Origin of the sequence: Streptomyces sp. NPDC001231 (genome assembly GCF_042896885.1) — a bacterium.
GTDB lineage: Bacteria > Actinomycetota > Actinomycetes > Streptomycetales > Streptomycetaceae > Streptomyces.
In genome coordinates, this window is record NZ_JBIAXS010000008.1 from 1 (window position 1) to 23,445 (window position 23,445).

Annotated in this window: 24 protein-coding genes; 22 read left to right on the forward strand and 2 right to left on the reverse strand. The window is 70.1% G+C overall.

Translation table 11 applies throughout. The annotated features are described in order from the left end of the window. Nucleotides 1–173 precede the first annotated feature (173 nt). Complete coding sequence (locus ACFY3J_RS11675; protein ID WP_384175318.1) at nucleotides 174–752, forward strand: hypothetical protein; 579 nt, start codon at nucleotides 174–176, stop codon at nucleotides 750–752. Nucleotides 753–809: 57 nt separating this feature from the next. On the opposite strand, the gene ACFY3J_RS11680 is transcribed toward ACFY3J_RS11675, so the two are convergent. Further along, entirely contained in the window at nucleotides 810–1,115 is a 306-nt protein-coding gene (locus ACFY3J_RS11680; RefSeq protein ID WP_225076128.1) for a ferredoxin, read from the reverse strand. A 243-nt stretch (nucleotides 1,116–1,358) separates the two neighbouring features. Here ACFY3J_RS11680 and arc point away from each other — a divergent pair, with 243 nt between their 5' ends. From arc to prcA, 6 genes are all read left to right on the forward strand, one after another. Beyond that, entirely contained in the window at nucleotides 1,359–3,125 is a 1,767-nt protein-coding gene (gene arc, locus ACFY3J_RS11685) for a proteasome ATPase (RefSeq protein ID WP_384175320.1), read from the forward strand. Between the two features lie 232 nt (nucleotides 3,126–3,357). Continuing rightward, complete coding sequence (gene dop, locus ACFY3J_RS11690) at nucleotides 3,358–4,869, forward strand: depupylase/deamidase Dop (RefSeq protein WP_172633017.1); 1,512 nt, start codon at nucleotides 3,358–3,360, stop codon at nucleotides 4,867–4,869. A 180-nt stretch (nucleotides 4,870–5,049) separates the two neighbouring features. Further along, nucleotides 5,050–5,268, forward strand: a complete 219-nt coding sequence (locus ACFY3J_RS11695) for a ubiquitin-like protein Pup (RefSeq protein WP_384175322.1) — start codon at nucleotides 5,050–5,052, stop codon at nucleotides 5,266–5,268. A gap of 213 nt (nucleotides 5,269–5,481) precedes the next feature. After that, nucleotides 5,482–5,715 carry an endonuclease domain-containing protein gene (locus tag ACFY3J_RS11700; RefSeq protein ID WP_384175737.1) on the forward strand — a complete coding sequence of 78 codons (234 nt, stop codon included), beginning with the start codon at nucleotides 5,482–5,484 and terminating at the stop codon, nucleotides 5,713–5,715. Continuing rightward, a complete protein-coding gene (prcB, locus tag ACFY3J_RS11705) occupies nucleotides 5,667–6,512 on the forward strand; it encodes a proteasome subunit beta (RefSeq protein WP_384175324.1) in 846 nt (281 codons plus the stop codon). The genes ACFY3J_RS11700 and prcB overlap by 49 nt, the downstream gene beginning before the upstream one ends. Nucleotides 6,513–6,571: 59 nt before the next feature. Continuing rightward, a complete protein-coding gene (prcA, locus tag ACFY3J_RS11710; protein ID WP_141362525.1) occupies nucleotides 6,572–7,324 on the forward strand; it encodes a proteasome subunit alpha in 753 nt (250 codons plus the stop codon). Nucleotides 7,325–7,406: 82 nt separating this feature from the next. On the opposite strand, the gene ACFY3J_RS11715 is transcribed toward prcA, so the two are convergent. Continuing rightward, the gene (locus ACFY3J_RS11715; protein ID WP_390840792.1) at nucleotides 7,407–8,423 is read right to left on the reverse strand and encodes a LacI family DNA-binding transcriptional regulator; all 1,017 of its coding nucleotides are present in this window, start codon (nucleotides 8,421–8,423) and stop codon (nucleotides 7,407–7,409) included. Between the two features lie 120 nt (nucleotides 8,424–8,543). Between ACFY3J_RS11715 and ACFY3J_RS11720 the strand changes: the two genes are divergently transcribed. The 15 genes from ACFY3J_RS11720 (at nucleotide 8,544) to ACFY3J_RS11790 (ending at nucleotide 23,421) form a co-directional block, all read left to right on the forward strand. After that, nucleotides 8,544–9,812, forward strand: coding sequence for an MFS transporter (locus ACFY3J_RS11720; protein ID WP_384175328.1), 1,269 nt, complete (start codon nucleotides 8,544–8,546; stop codon nucleotides 9,810–9,812). 9 nt (nucleotides 9,813–9,821) lie between these two features. Next, nucleotides 9,822–11,183 (forward strand): Pup--protein ligase, encoded by a 1,362-nt coding sequence (gene pafA, locus ACFY3J_RS11725; RefSeq protein WP_384175330.1) that lies wholly within the window; start codon nucleotides 9,822–9,824, stop codon nucleotides 11,181–11,183. A 141-nt stretch (nucleotides 11,184–11,324) separates the two neighbouring features. Further along, entirely contained in the window at nucleotides 11,325–12,326 is a 1,002-nt protein-coding gene (locus ACFY3J_RS11730; protein WP_390840793.1) for an FKBP-type peptidyl-prolyl cis-trans isomerase, read from the forward strand. 91 nt (nucleotides 12,327–12,417) lie between these two features. Next, nucleotides 12,418–12,789, forward strand: a complete 372-nt coding sequence (locus ACFY3J_RS11735; protein WP_141362535.1) for an FKBP-type peptidyl-prolyl cis-trans isomerase — start codon at nucleotides 12,418–12,420, stop codon at nucleotides 12,787–12,789. A gap of 139 nt (nucleotides 12,790–12,928) precedes the next feature. Then, nucleotides 12,929–13,981 (forward strand): helix-turn-helix transcriptional regulator, encoded by a 1,053-nt coding sequence (locus ACFY3J_RS11740; protein ID WP_384175334.1) that lies wholly within the window; start codon nucleotides 12,929–12,931, stop codon nucleotides 13,979–13,981. Nucleotides 13,982–14,000: 19 nt separating this feature from the next. After that, nucleotides 14,001–15,086, forward strand: a complete 1,086-nt coding sequence (locus ACFY3J_RS11745; protein WP_390840794.1) for a helix-turn-helix transcriptional regulator — start codon at nucleotides 14,001–14,003, stop codon at nucleotides 15,084–15,086. Further along, entirely contained in the window at nucleotides 15,083–15,376 is a 294-nt protein-coding gene (locus ACFY3J_RS11750; protein ID WP_384175338.1) for a hypothetical protein, read from the forward strand. The genes ACFY3J_RS11745 and ACFY3J_RS11750 overlap by 4 nt, the downstream gene beginning before the upstream one ends. 10 nt (nucleotides 15,377–15,386) lie before the next feature. Then, nucleotides 15,387–15,581 (forward strand): hypothetical protein, encoded by a 195-nt coding sequence (locus tag ACFY3J_RS11755; RefSeq protein ID WP_384175340.1) that lies wholly within the window; start codon nucleotides 15,387–15,389, stop codon nucleotides 15,579–15,581. A 258-nt stretch (nucleotides 15,582–15,839) separates the two neighbouring features. Beyond that, nucleotides 15,840–16,136, forward strand: coding sequence for a Sec-independent protein translocase subunit TatA (gene tatA, locus ACFY3J_RS11760; RefSeq protein WP_141362545.1), 297 nt, complete (start codon nucleotides 15,840–15,842; stop codon nucleotides 16,134–16,136). 49 nt (nucleotides 16,137–16,185) lie between these two features. After that, complete coding sequence (gene tatC / locus ACFY3J_RS11765; protein WP_384175342.1) at nucleotides 16,186–17,130, forward strand: twin-arginine translocase subunit TatC; 945 nt, start codon at nucleotides 16,186–16,188, stop codon at nucleotides 17,128–17,130. A 76-nt stretch (nucleotides 17,131–17,206) separates the two neighbouring features. After that, complete coding sequence (locus ACFY3J_RS11770) at nucleotides 17,207–20,059, forward strand: DEAD/DEAH box helicase (protein ID WP_384175344.1); 2,853 nt, start codon at nucleotides 17,207–17,209, stop codon at nucleotides 20,057–20,059. Nucleotides 20,060–20,392: 333 nt separating this feature from the next. Further along, nucleotides 20,393–22,012: an ATP-binding protein gene (locus ACFY3J_RS11775; protein WP_390840795.1), complete on the forward strand. Its 1,620-nt coding sequence runs from the start codon at nucleotides 20,393–20,395 to the stop codon at nucleotides 22,010–22,012. Then, nucleotides 22,009–22,416 carry a roadblock/LC7 domain-containing protein gene (locus ACFY3J_RS11780; RefSeq protein ID WP_141362553.1) on the forward strand — a complete coding sequence of 136 codons (408 nt, stop codon included), beginning with the start codon at nucleotides 22,009–22,011 and terminating at the stop codon, nucleotides 22,414–22,416. The genes ACFY3J_RS11775 and ACFY3J_RS11780 overlap by 4 nt, the downstream gene beginning before the upstream one ends. Next, a complete protein-coding gene (locus ACFY3J_RS11785) occupies nucleotides 22,413–22,820 on the forward strand; it encodes a DUF742 domain-containing protein (RefSeq protein WP_390840796.1) in 408 nt (135 codons plus the stop codon). The genes ACFY3J_RS11780 and ACFY3J_RS11785 overlap by 4 nt, the downstream gene beginning before the upstream one ends. Next, entirely contained in the window at nucleotides 22,801–23,421 is a 621-nt protein-coding gene (locus ACFY3J_RS11790) for an ATP/GTP-binding protein (RefSeq protein ID WP_384175350.1), read from the forward strand. Before ACFY3J_RS11785 ends, ACFY3J_RS11790 begins: the two co-directional genes overlap by 20 nt. Nucleotides 23,422–23,445 lie beyond the last annotated feature (24 nt).

Genomic DNA, 23,445 nt, shown 5'->3' on the forward strand with positions numbered 1-23,445 from the left:
GCCACCGGCCTGCCCCCACGGCACCCGATCCGCCCAGTACGAACCCCTACGAACCAGCCCCGCCAGGGTTGACGAAACAGATAGGGGCACCCCCCCGCCGTTCCCCCGCACTGTGACGTGTGGCACGATGCTGGCCACCCCCACCGGCACAGCCCTCGCAGGAGATGCTCCTAGTGCAGCAATCCGCCGTTCCGGAACTGGCCCACACGCACACCCGCCCCATTCACTGGATGGCCACCGCCACCGCGGTCGCCGGTGTGGTCGCCCTCTCCTCGCTCGTGCAGCCCGGCTCGGCCACGGCCGCCCAGCCGCAGGGCACCCGCGCGAACTCCGCCCCCGCCACCGCGCCGGCCCCGAGCACCACCGGCGTGACCTTCCCGATCGACTGCGGCCCGGTGCGGGCCGTGGTGGCGAAGAAGGCCTCCGGTGACCTCGACGGGGACGGCAGACCGGAGACCGTGGCCGTCGTGCACTGCGACGCCGCCATGGGCACCCCGCCCGACGCCGTCTACGTCATCACCCAGGCCGCCGACGCCGCCGAGCCGCGTGTGGTCGCCACCCTCGTCGAGGTCAAGGACCGGTACTCGGTCACGGACTTCGCCGTCCGTGACGGCGCCGTGACCGCCACCCTGTTCGGCTACTCCTCGCCCGACGTGCCCAATTGCTGCCCCGACCTCAAGGACAGCGTGAAGTGGCGGTGGCAGAACGGCGCGTTCGTCCGCTCCGCGGACGCCGGGGCTCGCGGTGTCTGACCGCACTCTCTGAAAATGTGAGAAACCAGACAATGGTGACGCATCGCGCCGAGGCGGTCACTCCGCGTCAGGTCCGTACACCTCGACCCTGTCCGAAACGCGGCGCACGTGGATGCACTCGCCGGGGCACTCCTTGACCGAGTCCACCACGTCCGTGAGAAGCGGGAGCGGTACGGGCGTTGCCGCTCCCGCTTCCTGAAGGAGCTCGTCCTCCGGGCTCTTCACATAGGCCAGACCGTCGATGTCCAGCTCGAAGACCTCCGGCGCGTATTGCGCGCAGATGCCGTCGCCGGTACACAGGTCCTGGTCGATCCAGACCTCCAGTGCCTCGCCACCGTCCGAGGTCTGCTGCTGCACGGTCATCTCTCCTGCCGTATCACGTCGAGCCGTACGGGAATCCGGCCAGCTCTGACGGGTGTTGAACGTGTCGACCCTACCTCTGCCCGCTTTCCAATCATGTTCGGTGGGTATTCCCCTGGCGTGAGGGAGAGCGCAAGGGTGAAGATCGGACACACCCCGACAGTCTTTGTGATCTAGGGGTTTCAATCGACACCCACCCAGGTAGGGTCTGGAAGCGTCCAGCTCCCCTTGGAGGAGGTGAGGACCGTGGCAGCCCACGACGACGACATGAACCGCGGCATCCGCCCGGGACGCGGGTCCGACGACCCGGCCGGGCAGATCGCCTACCTTGAGCAGGAGATCGCCGTCCTGCGCCGCAAGCTCGCCGACTCTCCGCGTCACACGAGGATTCTCGAAGAGCGGATCGTCGAGTTGCAGACCAACCTGGCCGGCGTCTCCGCGCAGAACGAACGCCTCGCGAACACGCTCCGCGAGGCCCGCGACCAGATCGTGGCCCTCAAGGAGGAGGTCGACCGGCTCGCCCAGCCGCCGGCCGGCTTCGGGGTCTTCCTTCAGGCCATCGAGGACGGCACCGCCGACATCTTCACCGGCGGCCGCAAGCTCCGGGTGAACGTCAGCCCCAGCGTCGAGCTCGACGAGCTCAGGCGCGGCCAGGAAGTGATGCTCAACGAGGCGCTCAACGTGGTCGAGGCCATGGAGTTCGAGCGCGTCGGCGACATCGTCACCCTCAAGGAGATCCTCGAGGACGGCGAGCGGGCCCTGGTGCTCGGGCACACCGACGAGGAGCGGGTGGTACGGCTCGCCGAGCCGCTGCTGGACGTCACCATCCGCCCCGGCGACGCGCTCCTGCTCGAACCCAGGTCCGGCTACGTCTACGAGGTCGTGCCCAAGAGCGAGGTCGAGGAACTCGTCCTCGAAGAGGTGCCCGACATCGGCTACGAGCAGATCGGCGGCCTCGGCAACCAGATCGAGGCCATCCGCGACGCAGTGGAGCTGCCGTACCTCTACCCGGACCTGTTCAAGGAGCACGAGCTGCGCCCGCCGAAGGGCGTCCTGCTCTACGGGCCTCCCGGATGCGGCAAGACGCTCATCGCCAAGGCCGTCGCGAACTCGCTCGCCAAGAAGGTCGCCGAGGTCACAGGGCAGGCTGCGGGCAAGAGCTTCTTCCTCAACATCAAGGGCCCGGAGCTGCTGAACAAGTACGTCGGCGAGACCGAGCGGCAGATCCGCCTCGTCTTCCAGCGTGCCCGGGAGAAGGCCGGCGAGGGCACCCCCGTGATCGTCTTCTTCGACGAGATGGAGTCCCTCTTCCGCACCCGGGGCTCCGGTGTCAGCTCGGACGTGGAGAACACCATCGTCCCCCAGCTGCTCGCCGAGATCGACGGTGTGGAAGGCCTGCAGAACGTGGTCGTGATCGGCGCCTCCAACCGTGAGGACATGATCGACCCTGCCATCCTGCGGCCCGGCCGCCTCGATGTGAAGATCAAGATCGAGCGTCCGGACGCCGAGGCGGCGAAAGACATCTTCGGGAAGTACCTCACCGAGCGCCTCCCGCTGCACTCCGACGACCTCGCGGAACACGGCGGCGCCAAGGACGCCACGGTCCAGGGCATGATCCAGACCGCGGTGGAACACATGTACGCCGAAACCGAGGAGAACCGCTTCCTGGAGGTCACCTACGCCAACGGTGACAAGGAAGTCCTCTACTTCAAGGACTTCAACTCCGGCGCCATGATCGAGAACATCGTCGGCCGCGCCAAGAAGATGGCGATCAAGGACTTCCTCGAGAAGAACCAGAAGGGTCTCCGCGTCTCCCACCTGCTCCAGGCCTGCGTGGACGAGTTCAAGGAGAACGAGGACCTGCCCAACACCACCAACCCGGACGACTGGGCCCGGATCTCCGGAAAGAAGGGCGAGCGGATCGTCTACATCCGCACCCTCATCACCGGAAAGCAGGGCGCGGACACCGGACGCTCCATCGACACGGTGGCGAACACCGGTCAGTACCTGTAAAAGCAGGGTGGCTGCGGGTGCCCTCCACGGGGTACCCGCAGTCGGCTGTTTCCAGGCCACGCATGGAGCAGGCAATGACGCAAATGATCTCCCCACCAGCGCAAAGGCGTTCTAGGCTCTTTCGTACCGCCGGGTTGCGCAGTGCGGGGACGGGCACCGCACAGGCACCCGGGCATCAGCGGTACTTGAGTGACGCCCACGACCGAGGGCGCCGCCGGGCAAGGAGGGCCGCATGACCGTACGGCGAGTAATGGGCATCGAGACGGAGTACGGGATCTCCGTCCCCGGCCACCCCAATGCCAATGCCATGCTCACCTCATCCCAGATCGTCAACGCCTACGCGGCGGCCATGCACCGGGCGCGCCGGGCCCGCTGGGACTTCGAGGAGGAAAATCCGCTGCGGGACGCCCGGGGCTTCGACCTCGCCCGCGAGGCGGCCGACGCCAGCCAGCTCACCGACGAGGACATCGGCCTGGCCAACGTCATCCTCACCAATGGCGCACGGCTCTACGTCGACCATGCCCACCCGGAGTACAGCGCGCCCGAGGTCACCAACCCGCGCGACGCCGTCCTGTGGGACAAGGCCGGCGAACGGATCATGGCCGAGGCCGCGGAGCGGGCGGCACAGCTGCCCGGCGCCCAGCCGATCCACCTCTACAAGAACAACACCGACAACAAGGGCGCCTCCTACGGCACGCACGAGAACTACCTGATGAAGCGGGAGACCGCCTTCTCCGACATCGTGCGCCACCTCACGCCCTTCTTCGTCTCCCGCCAGGTCATCACGGGCGCCGGCCGTGTCGGCGTCGGCCAGGACGGCCACGAGCACGGCTTCCAGCTCAGCCAGCGCGCGGACTACTTCGAGGTCGAGGTCGGTCTGGAGACCACACTCAAGCGGCCGATCATCAACACGCGCGACGAGCCCCACGCCGACGCGGAGAAGTACCGGCGTCTGCATGTGATCATCGGCGACGCCAACCTCTCCGAGATCTCCACCTACCTCAAGCTGGGCACGACCGCCCTGGTCCTGTCCATGATCGAGGACGGCTTCATCGCCGTGGACCTGGCCGTCGACCAGCCCGTACGCACGCTCCACCAGGTCTCGCACGACCCGGGTCTCAAGCGCCTGATCACACTGCGCAGCGGCCGGACACTGACCGCGGTGCAGCTCCAGATGGAGTACTACGAGCTGTCGCGCAAGTACGTGGAGGAGCGGTTCGGCGCGGACGCCGACGAGCAGACCAAGGACGTGCTGTCCCGCTGGGAGGACACGCTCAACCGGCTCGAGAACGATCCCATGAGCCTGGCCGGCGAGCTGGACTGGGTCGCCAAGCGGGAGCTCATGGAGGGCTACCGGCGCCGCGACGGCCTCGACTGGGACGCCGCCCGTCTCCACCTCGTCGACCTCCAGTACGCGGACGTACGCCCCGACAAGGGCCTGTACAACCGCCTGGTGGCCCGGGGCCGCATCAAGCGCCTGCTGGACGAGACCGAGGTGGACCGGGCCCGCAGGAAGCCGCCGGAGGACACGCGCGCGTACTTCCGCGGCCGCTGCCTGGAGCAGTACGCCGACGACGTCGCCGCGGCCTCCTGGGACTCGGTGATCTTCGATCTGCCGGGCCGGGACTCGCTCCAGCGGGTCCCAACCCTGGAACCGCTTCGCGGAACGCGTAATCACGTCAAGGAGCTCCTCGACCGCTGCCGTACCGCCGAAGACCTGGTCAGGGTTCTTTCCGGCGGCTGAGCGGATCCCGGGCCGGGCGGGTCCTCCAGGGTGGAAATGCCCGGCGCCGGGAATCATCGAGGTGGCCCTCGTACGTTGGAGAAAGTGCGGGGCCGATGTCGGACCCGGCTTGTAGGGTCGGAACATCACCGATCGGCCGTAATGCCGACCATGTCGGGCGAACTGAGCGGGGTGAGGGTTATGGCAACGAAGGACACCGGCGGCGGGCAGCAGAAGGCCACGCGTTCCACCGAGGAGGTCGAGGAACAGTCCCAGGACGCGCAGGCCACGGACGACCTCAAGGAACGCCACGAGAAGCTGAGCGACGACGTGGACTCCGTCCTCGACGAGATCGACGACGTCCTCGAGGAGAACGCAGAGGACTTCGTGCGGTCCTTCGTGCAAAAGGGCGGTCAGTAAACGCCCGATAAGCGGTCGGTAAGCCGCTTCCTCCTTCGATTCCTCAGCGTCCTTGGATTTCCTGGGTCCCCTGGATTCCCTGGCTTTCCCGGGGCCGAAGAATCGAAAGGAAGGCGCGTGGAGCGTCGGCGAACGAGCCGGTTGGCGAGGAGCTGCGTGCGGTGCGGTGAGGGCGTGCCGCGCGCGGCCTTCGTTTCCGGGCGCCGGCCGCCCGTGCGGAGGCCCGGTGAGGAGCTCCGCGGGAGCCGCCTCAGGGCTTCCGCCGTTCATGTGGATCACCGCCGCGAGGCGGGTAGGGTCCGTGGCGTACTGTGCATCAACTGCAACTCCGGCCTCGGCCTGTTGAGGGACGATCCCGAAGCGGTGGACCGAGCTGCCGACTACCCGGAAGGAAACGCGTGGAAGCCAACACTCGTAGCACCGGGCGTCTACCGGCCGCCTTCCTGACGCCTGGGTCCGCCTCGTTCATGGACTTTCTCGCCGAGCACCAGCCGGAGCTGCTGCCGGGGAAGCGGCAGCTGCCGCCGACCCAGGGGGTGGTCGAGGCGCCGCACGGCACCACCATCGTGGCGACGACCTTCCCGGGCGGCGTCGTCCTGGCCGGTGACCGGCGGGCGACGATGGGGAACGTGATCGCGCAGCGGGACATCGAGAAGGTGTTCCCGGCGGACGAGTACTCGGCCGTCGGCATCGCCGGCACCGCCGGTCTGGCGGTGGAGATGGTGAAGCTGTTCCAGCTGGAGCTGGAGCACTTCGAGAAGGTCGAGGGGACGCAGCTCTCGCTGGAGGGCAAGGCGAACCGGCTGTCGACGATGATCCGCTCCAACCTGGGCATGGCCATGCAGGGACTGGCCGTGGTCCCGCTCTTCGCGGGGTACGACCTGGACCGCGAGAAGGGCCGGATCTTCTCCTACGACGTGACGGGTGGCCGTTCCGAGGAGCACGGCTACGCGGCCACGGGTTCCGGCTCGATCTTCGCGCGCGGCGCGATGAAGAAGCTCTTCCGGGAGGACCTGACCGAGGCCGAGGCCACGACGCTGGTGGTCCAGGCCCTGTACGACGCGGCAGACGACGACTCGGCGACCGGTGGTCCCGATGTCGCCCGCCGGATCTATCCGATCGTCACCGTGATCAGCGAGGACGGATTCCGCCGGCTCACCGAGGACGAGTCCTCGGAGATCGCCCGCTCGGTGCTCCAGCGGCGCCTGGAGCTGCCGGACGGCCCGCGGGCCGCGCTGCTGTAGCCGGCGCCCGGTTCTTGTTCGGTGATCCAGTGACTTCTACAGAAAGGGACGGATAACCGGTGTCGACGCCGTTCTATGTATCACCTCAGCAGGCCATGGCCGACCGGGCGGAGTACGCCCGCAAGGGCATCGCCCGTGGCCGCAGCCTGGTCGTGCTGCAGTACGCCGACGGAATCGTGTTCGTCGGTGAGAATCCGTCCCGCGCGCTGCACAAGTTCAGCGAGATCTACGACCGGATCGCGTTCGCGGCCGCCGGCAAGTACAACGAGTACGAGAACCTGCGCATCGGCGGCGTCCGCTACGCCGACCTGCGCGGTTACACCTACGACCGGGACGACGTGACCGCCCGCGGCCTGGCGAACGTGTACGCCCAGACGCTGGGCACGATCTTCTCCAGCGCCGCCGAGAAGCCGTACGAGGTGGAGCTGGTGGTCGCCGAGGTGGGGGAGACCCCGGACGGCGACCAGATCTACCGGCTGCCGCACGACGGCTCGATCGTGGACGAGCACGGCTCGGTCGCGGTCGGCGGCAACGCCGAGCAGATCAGCGGCTACCTGGACCAGCGCCACCGGGACGGCATGTCGCTGGCCGAGGCGCTGAAGCTGGCCGTGCAGGCCTTGTCCCGCGACACCAACGGCAGCGAGCGGGAGATCCCCGCCGAGCGCTTGGAGGTGGCGGTGCTGGACCGTACGCGCCCGCAGAAGCGCAAGTTCAAGCGCATCGTGGGCCGTCAGCTGGGCAGGCTGCTCGAGGCCGACGGCGCGGCGACCGAGGCGGAGAGCGCCGAGGAGGACGGTTCCGAGGAGAAGTAGTCCCGCTCCGCAGCCCCGTTCCCGGGTGCCCCGGCCTGCTCGAGGGCCGGGGCACCCGGGCGTTTTCAGGGACTGGGCGGTGTCAGGAGGGGCCGGGCGGCGCCGTGGAGGCCCGCACCACGAGGTCCACGGGGATGTCCCCGCCGACGGGAGCGCGGCCCTCCAGAACGGCCAGCAGGGCGTGCATGCCCCGCTCGCCGAACAGCTCGGCGTCCAGCCGCACGGTGGTGAGCTCGGGGTCGATGGCGGTGGCCAGGGCGAGGTCGTCGAGGCCGGTGACGGAGACGTCGTCGGGTACGCGCAGGCCGAGGCGGCGCAGGGCCTTGTAGGCGCCGGCGGCGAGCTTGTCGTCGTCGCAGACCAGCGCGGTGGGCCGGGGCCCGGGGGCGCTCAGGGCGGCCTCGGTGGCGGCCCTGGCGTCCTCGATGGAGATGGGGGCGCGGGCGGTGCGCACCGAGGTGCCGGGCACCGCGCCCACCCGGGCGCCGAGCTCCCTCGCCCGCACCTCGAAGGTCCAGGAGGCCACGTCCGCCGCGAGGTGCAGGAAGCGCCGGTGGCCGAGCCCGAGCAGATGGTCGGCGACCTGGCGTACGCCGTCGGCGATGTCCAGGTTGACGGTCGCGGCGCCCAGGCTGCCCGCGGGGTCGCTGTCCAGCATGACCAGCGGCAGCTGGTCGCCGCGGATCGCGGTGAGCGCGTCGGCGGCCATGGAGGAGGCGATCACGCCGTCCAGCGCCGCCTGGGCCGAGGCGAACGGGTTCCGGGCCGGGCCGATGCCCTCGGGGGAGGGGTAGAGGACGACGCCGAAGCCGTGCTCGGCGGCGACGCGGGCGGCGCCGGTGTAGACGCCGGCGAAGAACTCGGTGGTCAGCGCGGGGACGACCAGGAGCACGGTCCGGGTGCGGCCGAGGCGCAGGTTGCGGGCGGCGAGGTTGGGCCGGTAGCCGAGTTCCTCGGCGGCCCGGCGCACCCGTTCGGCGGTCGCCTGCGACACCCGGCCGCGCCACTTGTCGCCGAGGACCAGGGAGACGGCGGCCTGGGACACCCCGGCGGCGTGCGCGACGTCACGGCTGGTGGGGCGCGTGCTGCTTCGTGCCACCGCGGGGACGCTCCTTCGTCTGGACTGGTGAACAGCGCACATGGTACGTATGACCGAGAACGTTATACGTAACACCAGAGGTTGCTCCAGCACCTCGGGTGAACCGGTGGAAGGCAGGCGATGGCCGTGGGATTCGGGGGATACCTGGAGATCCTCAGGGCGAGGCACGCCACCCGGCTGCTGACCGGCACCCTCGTGGGGCGGCTGCCCAACGCCACCGCGGCGATCGCCATCGTGCTGTTCGTCCGCGCGGAGGGCGGCACGTACAGCCTCGCGGGGGCGCTGGCGGCGGTGTACGGCGTGGCCAACGCGGTGGGCCAGCCCGTGCTCGGGCGCCTGGTGGACCTGTACGGGCAGCCCCGCGTCCAGCTGCCCGCCGCGCTCGCCGCGGCGCTGGCGATGACGGTCTTCGCCCTGACCGGCACCCAGCCGCCCGCCGTGGCGTACACGGCCGTGGCGGCGGCCGGGCTCTTCACCCCGCCTCTGGAGGGCGGGCTGCGGGCGCTGTGGCCCTCGGTGCTGCGCAGGGACGACCAGGTGCACACGGCGTACGCGATGGACGCCGTGGCACAGGAAGTGATGTTCACCGTCGGCCCGTTGCTCGTGACCCTCTGCGTCTCGCTGTGGTCGGCACAGGCGGCGCTGGTGGTGCTGAACGCCGTCGGCGTGCTGGGCGCGCTGTCCGTGGTCGTCTCGCCGCCCTCGCGGGCCTGGCGCTCGGCGCCCCGGGAGGCGCACTGGCTGGGCGCGCTGCGCTCGCCCGGTCTCCTGGCGCTGCTCGGCGCGTTCCTCTTCGTCGGTGTCGCCATGGGCTCCATCACGGTGGCGGCGGTGCCCTACGCCGACGACCACGGCGGAGACGCGGTCTACGGTTGGCTGATGGCCGCCCTGGGGCTGGGCGCGCTGGTCGGCGGTGCCGTCTACGGCGCGCGCCAGTGGGCGGGCGCGCCCGAGCGGCGACTGCGCCTGCTGGTGGGTCTTCTGGCGGTGTGTTACCTGCCGCTGCTGCTGATGCCCGGGGCGGTGGCCATGGTGGCGCTGACGGTGCTGGCCGGGGTGTTCCTGGCGCCGTGCATCGCCTGCGCGTTCATCATCGTGGACCGGCACGCGCCGGCCGGCACGGTGACCGAGGCATTCTCCTGGCTGGTGACGACGTTCACCGTGGGCGCGTCCGTCGGAACGGGTGTCGCGGGCCCGGTGGTCGAGGCGGGTGGCGCGCTCTGGGGCTTCGCGGTGCCGGGCGTCGCCGGGGCCGTGTCGCTGCTGGTGTTGCTGGTCACCGGGAGGGTCCTCACAGCTCCCGCTGGGCGGGCGGTGGTTGCCGCTTCATCGGAAAATGATCCAAATCGTGCTGCCGAACCCCGTTTGAGCGCAGAGGATCGGGCGTAATGTTCAGTCATGGACCGCCGCATTTTCGGGCTGGAGAACGAGTACGGCGTCACGTGCACGTTCAGGGGACAGCGCCGCCTGTCGCCTGACGAGGTGGCGCGGTACCTCTTCCGCCGTGTCGTGTCATGGGGCCGCAGCAGCAATGTGTTTCTGCGAAACGGCGCCCGGCTCTATCTCGACGTGGGGTCACACCCGGAATACGCGACACCCGAGTGTGACAATGTGACCGAACTGGTCACCCACGACAAGGCCGGCGAGCGCATTCTCGAAGGACTCCTGGTGGACGCGGAACGACGCCTGCACGAGGAGGGAATCGCGGGCGACGTCTACCTTTTCAAGAACAACACCGACTCGGCGGGCAACTCCTACGGCTGCCACGAGAACTATCTGGTGGCACGGCACGGAGAGTTCTCGCGTCTCGCGGACATCCTCATCCCGTTCCTGGTCACGAGGCAGCTGCTCTGCGGGGCGGGCAAGGTGCTGCAGACCCCGCGCGGGGCGGTGTACTGCGTGAGCCAGCGGGCCGAGCACATCTGGGAGGGCGTCTCCTCGGCGACCACCCGTTCGCGGCCCATCATCAACACCCGCGACGAGCCGCACGCGGACGCGGAGCGCTACCGGCGGCTGCACGTCATCGTCGGCGACTCCAACATGTCCGAGACGACGATGCTGCTCAAGGTGGGCGCGACCGACCTGGTGCTGCGCATGATCGAGGCGGGCACGGTGATGCGCGACCTGACCCTGGAGAACCCGATCCGGGCGATCCGCGAGGTCAGCCACGACATCACGGGCCGTCGCAAGGTGCGCCTGGCCAGCGGCCGGGAGGCCTCCGCGCTGGAGGTGCAGCGGGAGTACTACGAGAAGGCCGTGGACTTCTGCGAGCGGCGCGGTATCCGCACCGGCACGGTGGAGCAGGTGCTGGAGCTGTGGGGCCGTACGCTGGACGCGATCGAGACCGAGGATCTCGACCGCATCGGCACCGAGATCGACTGGGTGATGAAGTACAAGCTCATCGAGCGGTACCGGGCCAAGCACAACATGACCATGTCGCACCCCCGGGTCGCCCAGATAGACCTCGCCTACCACGACATCCACCGCCGTCGTGGCCTGTACTACCTGCTGGAGAAGAAGGGCCAAACCGCCCGGATCTGCAACGACTTGAAGATCTTCGAGGGCAAGTCGGTTCCCCCGCAGACCACTCGGGCACGACTGCGCGGCGACTTCATCCGGCGGGCGCAGGAACAGCGCAGGGACTTCACCGTCGACTGGGTGCACCTGAAGCTCAACGACCAGGCACAACGGACGGTGTTGTGCAAGGACCCGTTCCGTTCGGTGGACGACCGGGTGGAGAAGCTGATCGCCGGAATGTGAGCCCGGCGGGACGAGGACGCCGGTTCAACAAGAGAATCGGAACGCCACACGGGCGCCGTACGTTCACCGTACGGCGCCCCGCTCACGACGTAGAGTTGCGCGCACGCCATCAGAAGATCGACCGATTACGAGGCCCCCACCGTGCGCCGACGCTCACTTCTTCTTTCCGTACCCGCGGGACTTGTCACCCTGGCCGCCTGCGGCAACGACAAGGCCGATTCGAGCAAGGCCAGCGAGAGCGCGTCGCCGTCGCCCTCCGAGCCGTCCGCGGCGCCCTCGCCGAAGATCGTCTCCGGGCCGCTGCCGGCGATCACCGCGGGGACGAAGTTCGGCGAGAAGCCGACCGTCGCCAAGGGCAGTGGTGGCCCGTCGAAGGACATCGCCGTCAAGACGGTGATCGCGGGCGGCGGCCGCACCATCGCGGAGAACGACTACGTCCAGGCGCACTACCTGGGCCAGATCTGGGACTCGGCGAAGCTCTTCGACAACTCCTACGACCGCAAGGCGCCCCTGGTCATCCAGCTCGCCCAGGGCACGATCATCGACGGCTGGCGCTATGCCCTCGCCGGCAAGAAGGTGGGCAGTCGCGTCCTGTTCTCCGTGCCGCCCACCTGGGGATACGGCACGCAGGGCAACGCCCAGGCCGGGATCAAGGGCACCGACACGCTGGTGTTCGTCGTCGACCTCCAGGACACTTTCAACTCCAAGAGCTCGGCCAAGGGCAAGACGGTCGCCCAGGACAACGCCGACCTGCCCAAGATCGGCACCAACACCGACGGCTCCGCCCCGTCCATCACGGTGCCCAGGACGGCCGCGCCCAAGAAGCTCGTGGCCGACTACGTGATCGAGGGCGACGGTCCCGTGGTCAAGCCGGAGAACACCGTGCTGGTCCAGTACAAGGGCGTGCTGTGGGACGGCGGCAAGGAGTTCGACTCGACGTACAAGCGCGATGCGCTGACCTCGTTCTCCCTCCAGCAGGTCGTCAAGGGCTGGGCCGACGGACTGGCCGGCAAGAAGGTCGGCAGCCGTGTCCTGATCGTCGTTCCGCCGGCCCTGGGCTACGGCGACAACCCGCCCCCCAACAGCGGCATCAAGAAGGACTCGGTGCTGGTCTTCACGGTGGACATCCTGGCGGCGATGTAGCACCGCGCCACGGTCTCCCGACGCGGGCGCGCACCCGGCGGGGATGTAAGACTGTGCAGGTTGCCTTGTCGTAGATGAGCAGGAGAAACACGTGAGCATCGAGAAGCCCGAGATCGACTTCCCGGGCGGCGAGCCCCCGGCGGATCTCGAGATCAAGGAGATCTGGGAGGGCGACGGGCCGGTGGCCAAGGCCGGCGACACCGTCGCCGTCCACTACGTCGGCGTGGCCTTCTCCACCGGCGAGGAGTTCGACGCCTCCTGGAACCGCGGCACGCCGCTCCGCTTCCAGCTGGGTATCGGCCAGGTCATCGCCGGCTGGGACCAGGGTGTGCAGGGCATGAAGGTCGGCGGGCGCCGCCAGCTGACCATCCCGCCGCACCTCGCCTACGGCGACCGCGGCGCGGGCGGCCGGATCAAGCCGGGCGAGACGCTGATCTTCGTCTGCGACCTGGTCGCGGTCTGATCGTCGCGCATCGGATCCGTGCGGGATCCGATCATCCGTGGCCCATGCCCGTCCGGGCATGGGCCTCGGCTTTTGTCCGTACGCTGCGGGGCGGTACGGTCATCGGTCGTAAGGACCATACGGAAGGTGAAGGGCGTCGATGGCCATTGCCAAGGCCGAGCGGCTGATGAACCTGGCGCTGTGCCTGCTCGGGGCGCGGCGGCCGCTGAGCAAGCGCGAGCTGCGGGAGTCCATCGAGGCCTACGTCGAGGCCTCCGGCCGGGACAGGGGTGCGGCCTCCGGCCGGGACAGGGGTGCGGCCTCCGGCCGGGACAGGGGTGCGGCCTCCCAGTCGGAGAAGGGCGGCGTTGCTGCGTCCGACGACTCCTTCAACCGCATGTTCGAGCGGGACAAGGACGACCTGCGTGAGCTCGGGCTGGTCATCGAGACCGTCGAGAGCCTGGACGGCGAGGTCGGCTACCTGGCCCGCCGGGACAGCAACCGGCTGCCGCCCATCACCCTGGACGCCGAGGAGGCCGCCGCGCTCGGTCTGGCCGCCAAGGTCTGGCAGCAGGCCCGGCTGGCCGGGGCGGCCAGCGGCGCCCTGCAGAAGCTGCGCGCGGCCGGGCTGCCCGAGGACGTCGACCCCTACGAGGCGCACGGCGCGCTGGAGCCGCGCATCCCGGTGCACGAGGCCGCCTTCGAGCCGCTGATGCTGGCCTGCCGCGACCGTCGGCCGGTCGTCTTCGACTACCGCAAGGCCAACGCCGCCCAGCCCGGGACCCGGCACGTCGAGCCGTGGGCGCTGGAGTGCTGGCGCGGCCACTGGTACCTGGCCGGGTTCGACCGCGACCGGAAAGCCGAGCGGGTCTTCCGGCTGTCCAGGATCACCGGCAGGGTCCGTTCCCGGGGCAGCGGCTTCACCGCGCCGGTCCCGGACGTCGTCACCGTCCGCGAGACCGTGGCGAGCTGGGCGGGCGAGAGCGCCGACCGCTCCGCGCGGATCCGGCTGCGCGCGGATGCCGGGTACCCCCTTCGGGCGAAGGCCACCGCCGTGCGGGCACTGGGAGACGGCTGGGACGAGTTGGACATCCCGTACGGGCATGGGCTTGACGCCTGGCTGGTCGAGTTCGGACCGGACGTGGTGGTCCTGGAGCCGGCCGAGCTGCGGGCGGACGTGCTGGACCGGCTGCGTGCCGTGGCCGGGGGCTGAGGGGGAGCGGAGCGACACTGTGGCAGGCAAACCGGTCAGGCCCGCGAGCGCCATCGACCAGACCCGGCGGATGCTCTCCCTGGTGACGTATCTCAGGGAGCGCCCCGGCGCCCGGATCGAGGACGTGGCGCGCGCCTTCGGCATCACCGAGGACGAGCTGGTCTCCGACCTCGACGTACTGCCCATGTGCGGTACGAGTTTCCGCGGCGGCGACCTGCTCGACATCGACACCGACGGCGAGCGCATCTGGTGGCACAACCCCGCCGCGCTCGGGGCGGAGGCGGCCGAGCCGCTTCGACTGGCCGCCGACGAGGCGACCGCGCTGCTGGTGGCGGCGCGCGCGGTGGCCACGCTGCCCGGACTGCGGGAGAGCGACCGGCAGGCCCTGCTGCGGGCCACGGCCAAGGTGGAGACCGCGGCCGGCGAGGTCGCCGGGGCCAGCTCCCGGCTGTCGGTGACCTTCGAGTCCGAGGGCGGGGTCTTCGCCGACGTGGACCGGGCGATCTCCGAGCGTCGCCGGCTGTGGATCCGTTACTACTCGCCCGCCCGCGACGAGGTCACCGAGCGCGAGATCGACCCCATCCGCCTGGTCAGCGTCGGGCACACCTATGTGGAGGCCTGGTGCCGCCGCTCCGAGGCGCGGCGCACCTTCCGGCTCGACCGGGTCGCCGAGATCAAGATCCTCGACGAGCCCTCGGCACCGCCGGAGATGGAGCTGCGCGATCTGTCGCAGGCCCTGGTCCAGCCGGCCGCGGAGGACCCGGAGGTGGTCGTCGAGGTCGGTCCCGGTGGCCGCTGGGTCGCCGAGTACTACCCGCACGACAGTGCCGATGAGCTTCCCGACGGCGGGCTGCGTATCACTCTGCGCACGCCCGATCCGGCGTCGCTCAGGCGGCTGGCGCTGCGCCTGGGCCGGGACGGCCGGATCGTCGCCCCGCGGGAGCTGGCCGACAGCGCCCGGCGGGCGGCCCGTGAGGCCCTGGCTGCCTACGAGTCGGCGGACGACGGGGCCGGAGCCCCCGCGGACGCCGTGGCGGCGGGAGAGCCCGGTGCTGCGGACGTGGTTCACGACGGTCGGTACGACAGGCAGGAGCAGGGGCTTTGAGCGAGTCGGCGACGGCTGGGGTGCGCGAGATGTCGGTGGCGGCGGCGTTCGCCGGGATGCGGAGCGTGACTCCGGTGGTGTTCCGGGCGGGCTGCCCCGACTGCCGGGGCCGGTTCGAGCTCACCGCGAGCGCGCTGCGCCTGGTCGTCGGCGCCAGCAGCCGCACCACCTTCTACTCGTTCACCTGCCCCGACTGCGGCGCCGCGGTCCGCAAGCCGGCCGGCGAGCGGATCGTCGAACTGCTCACCGGCGGCGGGGTCAGCACGCTGCGCCTGCACTCGACCCTCTAGGCTCGGCGTCATGTTCTGGGCGATGTTCGCGGTGGCCGTGGGGTTCGTGGGGATGGCCGTCCTCGGAGTGCTCGCCGTCCGGGTCTTCGTCGAGGCGCAGCGCCTCGGCCGGCAGGTCACGGAGTCGGCGCGGCGCATCAACCGGGCCGCCGAGGACCTGGAGCGGGCGAGCCTGGGCGCCGCCCGGTCGCTGGAGTCGCGGTGAGTCCCGCCGGGAAAGTCCGGGAAGTCCCGAACGTCGTGCGCTTTCGATCGTCTCGCCCTGCCATCCTGCCCCTGTGGCCGGGTACGCTGCTGGTCATGGCCCGCACTAAGAGGCACGGGTCGCCCAGCAGGAGTACGCACGGGGATTGCTCAGCGTTCACCCCCGGGCGTTACGATCGCTGCCAGCACGATGGTCAGACACCTGTCCGAGTGGTCGGACATGCCCGCCGCCCCGCCTCAGTGAGAAGGTGAAGACTTTATGTTCCGCAACGCACTTGAGCCGTGGCATCTGGTGCTCCTGGTCCTGGTTATCGTCCTGGTGTTCGGTTCGAAGAAGCTCCCGGACATGGCGCGCTCGCTCGGCAAGTCCGCGCGCATCCTGAAGAGCGAGGCCAAGGCGATGAAGGACGAGGCGAAGTCGACCAACGCGGCCGGCTCGGCGACTCCGGCCGGTGAGGAGCAGCAGTCCTCGGCCCAGCGCACCATCCAGGCCGCGCCCGGTGACGTGACCAGCTCGCGCCCGGTCAACGAGCCGACGGACACGACTCAGCGCTGACGGGAGGACCGGAGCCCTTCCGGTCCGCTGCACGAGATGAGGATGTGGGTTGCTCAAGTCCGCCCGCAAGAAGGAGAAGGACCCCGAGGGGCGGATGTCGCTCGCGGATCACCTCCGTGAGCTGCGCAACCGGCTCGGGAAAGGTGTCCTGGCGATCCTGGTCGTGACGATCGTCGCCGCCTTCTTCTACAAGGACATCGTCAACTTCATCACCAGGCCGGTGCTGAGCTCGGTGGGGTGTGGGCAGTCCTTCGAGGAACTGACCAAATCGGGCAGCAGCACCACCACCTGCGCACACCTCACCATCAACGGTCTGCTGGCGCCCTTCACCCTGGCACTGAAGGTGTCGCTGATGGCCGGCGTGGTGCTGGCCTCGCCGGTCTGGCTCTACCAGCTGTGGGCGTTCGTCGCCCCCGGCCTGCACAAGCACGAGCGGAAGTACGCCTACGCCTTCGTCGGCGCGGGCGTGCCGCTCTTCCTCGGTGGCGGCTTCCTCGCCTACAACGTGCTGCCCACCACCGCCAAGGTGCTGATCGGCTTCACCCCCTCGGGCGTCGACAACCTGCTGCCGCTGGACGACCTGCTCGACCTCGTCTCGCGCATGGTGGTCGTCTTCGGCCTCTCGTTCGAGATGCCGCTCCTGCTGGTCATGCTCAACCTCACCGGCATCCTGTCCGGGAAGCGCATGCTCGGCTGGTGGCGCGGCATGGTCGTCGGCATCACGGCGTTCGCGGCGGTGGCCACGCCGAGCGCCGACCCCCTGACGATGCTGGCGCTGGCGGCGCCGATCTGGGGGCTGTACTTCATCGCGGTATTCATCGCCCTGTTCAACGACCGCCGAAAGGACCGCCTGGCGGCCCTGGGACCGTCGGACGACGAAGCCTCCGAACTCGACCTCACCCCCGAGGAGATCGGCGAGGTCGAACCCGTCACCACCCGCCGCGCCCTGCCCGAGCAGACGGACCGGGTCAACGGGTACGACGACGTGACCTGATCACCGCCGCGGGATCCCGGCCGGCCGCTCGCACCGCGAGCGGCCGGCTTTTTCCGCCTCCGGGACGATCGGGATAATGATCGTCCTGTTGTCGGTGCGGCCCGGTACGCTCGAAAGCACGATGACAGAGGACCTCTCACCGGCCGAGCGGTACGCGGCAGCGCGCAGGCGAGCTGCCGAGCAGGCCACCGCGCTCGCGGGATTCCGCGAGATGTACGACTTCGGCCTCGACCCGTTCCAGATCGAGGCCTGCCAGGCGCTCGAGGCGGGCAAGGGCGTACTGGTCGCCGCGCCCACCGGCTCCGGCAAGACGATCGTGGGCGAGTTCGCCGTCCACCTCGCCCTCCAGCAGGGCAGGAAGTGCTTCTACACGACGCCGATCAAGGCGCTGTCCAACCAGAAGTACACAGACCTGTGCCGCCGCTACGGCAGCGGCAAGGTCGGCCTCCTGACCGGCGACAACAGCCTCAACTCCGAGGCCCCGGTGGTCGTGATGACCACCGAGGTGCTGCGGAACATGCTCTACGCCGGCTCCCAGACCCTGCTCGGCCTCGGCTATGTGGTCATGGACGAGGTGCACTACCTCTCCGATCGCTTCCGCGGCGCCGTGTGGGAGGAAGTGATCATCCACCTGCCCGAGTCGGTGACCCTGGTGTCCCTGTCGGCGACCGTGTCCAACGCCGAGGAGTTCGGCGACTGGCTGGACACCGTCCGCGGGGACACCGAGGTGATCGTCTCCGAGCACCGGCCCGTTCCGCTGTTCCAGCACGTGCTGGCCGGGCGCCGGATGTACGACCTGTTCGAGGAGGGCGAGGGCCACCGGAAGGCCGTCAACCCCGACCTCACGCGCATGGCCCGGATGGAGGCCGGCCGCCCCTCGTTCCAGGACCGCCGGCGCGGCCGCGCGTTGCGCGAGGCCGACCGTGAGCGGGAGCGCAGACAGCGGTCCCGGATCTGGACGCCGAGCCGTCCCGAGGTCATCGAGCGCCTGGACGCCGAGGGCCTGCTGCCCGCGATCACCTTCATCTTCAGCCGCGCCGCCTGCGAGGCCGCCGTCCAGCAGTGCCTGCACGCGGGCCTGAGACTCAACGACGAGCCGGCCCGCGAGCGGGTCCGCGCCCTGGTCGAGGAGCGCACCGCCGCCATCCCGGCCGAGGACCTGCACGTCCTCGGCTACTACGAGTGGCTGGAGGGCCTGGAGCGCGGTATCGCCGCCCACCACGCGGGCATGCTGCCGACGTTCAAGGAGGTCGTCGAGGAACTGTTCGTGCGGGGTCTGGTCAAGGCGGTCTTCGCCACCGAGACCCTCGCCCTCGGCATCAACATGCCGGCCCGCTCGGTGGTGCTGGAAAAGCTCGTCAAGTGGAACGGCGAGCAGCACGCCGACATCACCCCCGGCGAGTACACGCAGCTCACCGGTCGCGCCGGCCGCCGTGGCATCGACGTCGAGGGCCACGCGGTGGTGCTGTGGCAGCGCGGCATGAGCCCCGAGCACCTGGCGGGACTGGCCGGCACCCGCACCTACCCGCTGCGTTCCAGCTTCAAGCCGTCGTACAACATGGCGGTCAACCTGGTCGAGCAGTTCGGGCGGCACCGCTCGCGCGAGCTGCTGGAGACCTCCTTCGCGCAGTTCCAGGCCGACAGGTCGGTCGTCGGGATCTCCCGGCAGGTGCAGCGCAACGAGGAGGGTCTCGACGGCTACAAGGCCTCCATGACCTGCCACCTCGGCGACTTCACGGAGTACGCGCGGCTGCGCCGGGAACTGAAGGACCGCGAGACGGAGCTGGCCCGGCAGGGCGCGTCCCAGCGGCGTGCCGAGGCCGCCGTCGCACTGGAGAAGCTCAAGCCGGGTGACGTCATCCACGTCCCCACCGGCAAGTTCGCGGGCCTGGCACTGGTGCTGGACCCGGGTCTGCCCGCGGGACGTTCCAACGGCCACCGCGGCCTGGAGTACCACGACGGTCCGCGCCCGCTGGTACTGACCGCCGAGCGTCAGGTCAAGCGGTTGGCGGCCATCGACTTCCCGGTGCCCGTGGAGCCGCTGGAGCGGATGCGGATCCCGAAGTCGTTCAACCCGCGCTCCCCGCAGTCCCGCCGTGACCTCGCCTCCGCGCTGCGCACCAAGGCCGGGCACATCCCGGCGGATCGGCACCGCAAGCGGCGCTCCCAGGCGGCCGACGACCGCGAGATCGCCCGGCTGCGCACCGCGCTCCGCGCCCACCCCTGCCATGGGTGCGACGACCGCGAGGACCACGCCCGTTGGGCCGAGCGCTACCACCGGCTGCTGCGCGACACCAAGCAGCTGGAGCACCGCATCGAGGGTCGTACGAACACCATCGCGCGCACCTTCGACCGGATCGTCGCGCTGCTGACCGAGCTCGACTATCTGCGCGGCGACGAGGTCACCGAGCACGGCAAGCGGCTCGCCCGGCTGTACGGCGAACTCGACCTGCTGGCCAGCGAATGCCTGCGCGAGCGCGTCTGGGAGGGCCTGGGGCCGGCCGAACTCGCCGCCTGCGTCTCGGCGTTGGTGTACGAGGCGCGGGTCAGTGACGACGCCATGGCGCCCAAGCTGCCCTCCGGGAAGGCGAAGGCGGCGCTCGGCGAGATGGTGCGGATCTGGGGCCGATTGGACGCCCTGGAGGAGGACTTCCGCATCAACCAGACCGAAGGGGTGGGCCAGCGCGAGCCCGACCTCGGCTTCGCCTGGGCCGCGTACATGTGGACCTCCGGCAAGGGCCTGGACGAGGTGCTGCGCGAGGCGGAGATGCCGGCCGGCGACTTCGTGCGCTGGTGCAAGCAGGTGATCGACGTGCTGGGCCAGATCTCGGCGGCGGCGCCGGTGGAGGGCTCGTCGGTGGCCAAGAACGCGCGCAAGGCGGTGGAGGGGCTGCTGCGGGGGGTCGTGGCCTACTCCTCGGTCGGGTAGGCGGAGCCGGACGATCGCATCGATCACATGGTCCCGGTTGCCGGGGCCATGTGATTTTCGTATGCGCGCACTGTGTCACCGTACGTGTTCGCATCGAGTCGGAGCGTGCAAATGCCCCGAGCGTACTCCTGCCGTGCGCCCCGTTTCAGGCCGTTGCGGAATATGACATGGCGATGATCCGACCGGATTATGCTCGCCCGCGGCGCAGCGAGTTGAGGTTGTTCGCGAGTTTGCTCCCAAGCGTCCTCAAACGTGCCTAAATTCCCGCCAGTTTCATGACGTACCCCCACTGGAAGCTGCCCGAACCCAGCCGATTCTTCTCAGAGGGCTTACATGGTGAGTGTTCAATCGCCCCCCGGTGGCCGTGAACTTCCCTACGCGCGAGTGTTGTTGCTGCCCGCCCTGGTGATGGCGGCGGCCACCGGGGCCGCCTTCGCCCTGGTGACGGACTCGGCACGCCTCGCCGTCGCCTGCTGCGGCGCCGTCGCCACCCTGCTGGTGCTCGGCACGGGCGCCGAAGCGGTGCGCCGTGGACGCGCCATCCGGGACCAGCGGGCGGAGCACGCCCGGCGCACCGCGGACCTGGAGGGGCGCCTGGCCGCCCACGACCGGGAGATCCACCGTCTCGCCTCCGACATCCTCCCCGCCGCCGTCGACCACCTGCGCGGCAGCCACACACCTCCCGAGGTGATGCGCGACATCATCGACGGCCATCCCGAGTGGCGCCGCATCCCCGAGTCGCAGCGCGCGGTGGTGCGCATGATCCTCAAGTTCGTGGACGACGAGGAGAACATCCGCGACTCCACCCAGCGCGCCTTCGTCAGCATCGCCCGGCGCGTCCAGGCGATCGTGCACCAACAGGCCAGAGAACTGAGGGAGATGGAGGAGGACCACGGCCGCAGCCCCGAGGTCTTCGACGACCTGCTGCGCATCGACCACGGCACCGCGCTGATCGGTCGCCTGGCCGACTCCGTGTCCGTCATCGGCGGCGGCCGCCCCGGCCGGCAGTGGCCCAACCCGGTCACGCTCTACAGCGTGCTGCGCGGCGCCATGTCCCGGATCCTGGAGTACCGGCGCATCGAACTGCACTCCATCGCCAAGGTCAACATCAAGGGCGTCGACGTCGAGCCCGTCATCCACGCCGCGGCCGAACTCCTCGACAACGCCACCCGCTACTCGCCGCCGCAGACCAAGGTGCACGTCACGGCCGTCGAGGTGCAGACGGGCGTAGCCATCGAGATCGAGGACGGCGGCGTCAGCCTGAACGAGGAGACCCGCACCCGGATCGAGCGGCTGCTCGAGGCGGCCAGGGCCGGGGTCGACCCGCTGGACCTCAGCGACACTCCGCGCCTGGGCCTCGCGGTCGTGGGACGCCTGTGCGCGAAGCACGGGATGCAGGTCTCCTTGCGGGCCTCCGCGTACGGCGGTGTCCGCGCGGTCCTCGTCGTGCCCGGCGACATGACGACCACCGATCCCGCTCCGGGACTCGCCCACGGCATCGGCGCGACCTCCGTTCCGACTCCGGGGGAGGACGCGGTGGCGGGCCCCGAGCGCGCCCCGAAGAGGCGCCGCCCCACCAGCCCCCGCGTCCCCGCCGCGGTGCCCCTGGCGGACGACGAGGTCCCCGAGGTCCCCGAGTGGACGGCGGGCGGCCTGCCGCAGCGCCGCAGCCGGGCCAGGACCCCGCTGAGCCGGCGCGTCTCCGGGCAGGCCGCCGCCGAGCGGGAGGGCGGGACGGTGCGGGACGTACCCGGACCGGGGCCCGCGCCCGCGAGGAAGGACGCCGAACCGGGCCTGTGGGTCGAGGCGTTCTGGGACGGACTGAAGAAGGACAACCCGGGCCCGGACCCGACGGGGTTCACCCAGGACCCGACCGCGTATCTCCATCTGATCGAGGAGCCGGCCCGAGCCGAGGCCGACGTCCGGGCCGACGACGAGGGGGACCTCAAGTGATCCAGCAGCGAGCCAACTTCGACTGGATGCTCAAGGAGCTCCACGACAGCGTGCCGGGCATCGAGATGATCGTGGTGCTCTCGGCCGACGGACTGCGCATCGCCCGCTACGGCGGAGACGCCGACGCCGCCGACCGGGTCGCCGCGGCCTGTGCCGGACTCCAGAGCCTCGCGACCGCCGTCGCCGTGGAGATCCCGGGCAGCGACGGCCGGATGAAGCTGGTGGTCATCGAGATCGACGGCGGCTACTTCTACCTCATGTCCGCGGGGGCCAACGCCTATCTCGCCGTGCTCGCCGACATCCGCACCGAACCCGGCCTCATGAGCGCCCGCATGCGCGACCTCGTGGTCCGCATCGGCGCCCACCTGACCAGTCCGCCGCGGCGGGGCGGGCAGACCGTATGACCCCTCCGCGGCGCCAGAGGCGTTCCCTTGGGCACGAACCGCCACCGCCCCCCGGACCCGCCGGGCAGGGCGAGGAGAAGCACCCCGAGCGGCTGTACGTGGTCGCCGGGGCGGGCGAGGACGGCGCCCGCGCGGCCGTCGACCTGGTGACACTGATCGTGGCGCGCACCGAGCCGCCGCCGTCCGCCACCCCGGAGCAGGTGGCGCTGCTGCGGCTGTGCACCGCCCCGCTGTCCGTGGCCGAGTTGTCGGCCTACCTCGACCTGCCGTTCAGCGCGACGACGGCCCTGATCACCGAGCTGCTCGCGGCCGGCCTTGTGCAGGCCCGCGCGCCGATCGTCCGCCGGGCGGTCCCCGACCGACACTTCCTCGAAGCGGTGATGCATGGACTTCAAAGGCTCTGACACCATGCGCGGCCCGCGCACCGAGGACCACCTGCCGCACACGGCCCAGGCCGCGGCGAAGATCGTGATCGTCGGTGGTTTCGGGGTCGGCAAGACGACCATGGTGGGCTCGGTCAGCGAGATCAGGCCGCTCACCACCGAGGAGACGATGACCCAGGCCGGTATCGGCGTCGACGACGACTACGGTTCCGAGTCCAAGAACGCCACCACCGTGGCGATGGACTTCGGCCGCATCACCATCAGCGACCAACTGGTGCTCTACCTCTTCGGAACCCCCGGCCAGCAGCGTTTCTGGTTCCTGTGGAACGGGCTGTTCGAAGGCGCGCTCGGTGCGGTGGTGCTGGCCGACACCCGCCGGCTGGAGGTCAGCTTCGACGTCATGGGCCGCCTGGAGGAGCGCGGCGTGCCCTTCGTCGTCGCCGTCAACTCCTTCCCGGACGCGCCGCGTCACCCGCTCCCGGAACTGCGCGCCGCGCTCGACCTGTCCGAGGAGATCCCGATCGTCGAGTGCGACGCACGGCGCCGCGCCTCCAGCCGCGATGTGCTGATGACGCTGACGCGCTTCCTGCACTCCCTCGCCGTGACGGGCTCGCTCCCCTGATCCGCACCGGTCGGCCCGTCCCCG

Excerpts from the sequence above, each read along its gene's own strand:
- ACFY3J_RS11680 (WP_225076128.1), bottom strand. The coding sequence starts at position 1,115 with ATGACCGTGCAGCAGCAGACCTCGGACGGTGGCGAGGCACTGGAGGTC.
- dop (WP_172633017.1), top strand. The coding sequence starts at position 3,358 with ATGACCGTACGGCGAGTAATGGGCATCGAGACGGAGTACGGGATCTCC.
- ACFY3J_RS11695 (WP_384175322.1), top strand. The coding sequence starts at position 5,050 with ATGGCAACGAAGGACACCGGCGGCGGGCAGCAGAAGGCCACGCGTTCC.
- ACFY3J_RS11720 (WP_384175328.1), top strand. The coding sequence starts at position 8,544 with ATGGCCGTGGGATTCGGGGGATACCTGGAGATCCTCAGGGCGAGGCAC.
- pafA (WP_384175330.1), top strand. The coding sequence starts at position 9,822 with ATGGACCGCCGCATTTTCGGGCTGGAGAACGAGTACGGCGTCACGTGC.
- ACFY3J_RS11740 (WP_384175334.1), top strand. The coding sequence starts at position 12,929 with ATGGCCATTGCCAAGGCCGAGCGGCTGATGAACCTGGCGCTGTGCCTG.
- ACFY3J_RS11755 (WP_384175340.1), top strand. The coding sequence starts at position 15,387 with ATGTTCTGGGCGATGTTCGCGGTGGCCGTGGGGTTCGTGGGGATGGCC.
- tatA (WP_141362545.1), top strand. The coding sequence starts at position 15,840 with ATGTTCCGCAACGCACTTGAGCCGTGGCATCTGGTGCTCCTGGTCCTG.
- ACFY3J_RS11770 (WP_384175344.1), top strand. The coding sequence starts at position 17,207 with ATGATCGTCCTGTTGTCGGTGCGGCCCGGTACGCTCGAAAGCACGATG.
- ACFY3J_RS11775 (WP_390840795.1), top strand. The coding sequence starts at position 20,393 with ATGGTGAGTGTTCAATCGCCCCCCGGTGGCCGTGAACTTCCCTACGCG.
- ACFY3J_RS11785 (WP_390840796.1), top strand. The coding sequence starts at position 22,413 with ATGACCCCTCCGCGGCGCCAGAGGCGTTCCCTTGGGCACGAACCGCCA.
- ACFY3J_RS11790 (WP_384175350.1), top strand. The coding sequence starts at position 22,801 with ATGGACTTCAAAGGCTCTGACACCATGCGCGGCCCGCGCACCGAGGAC.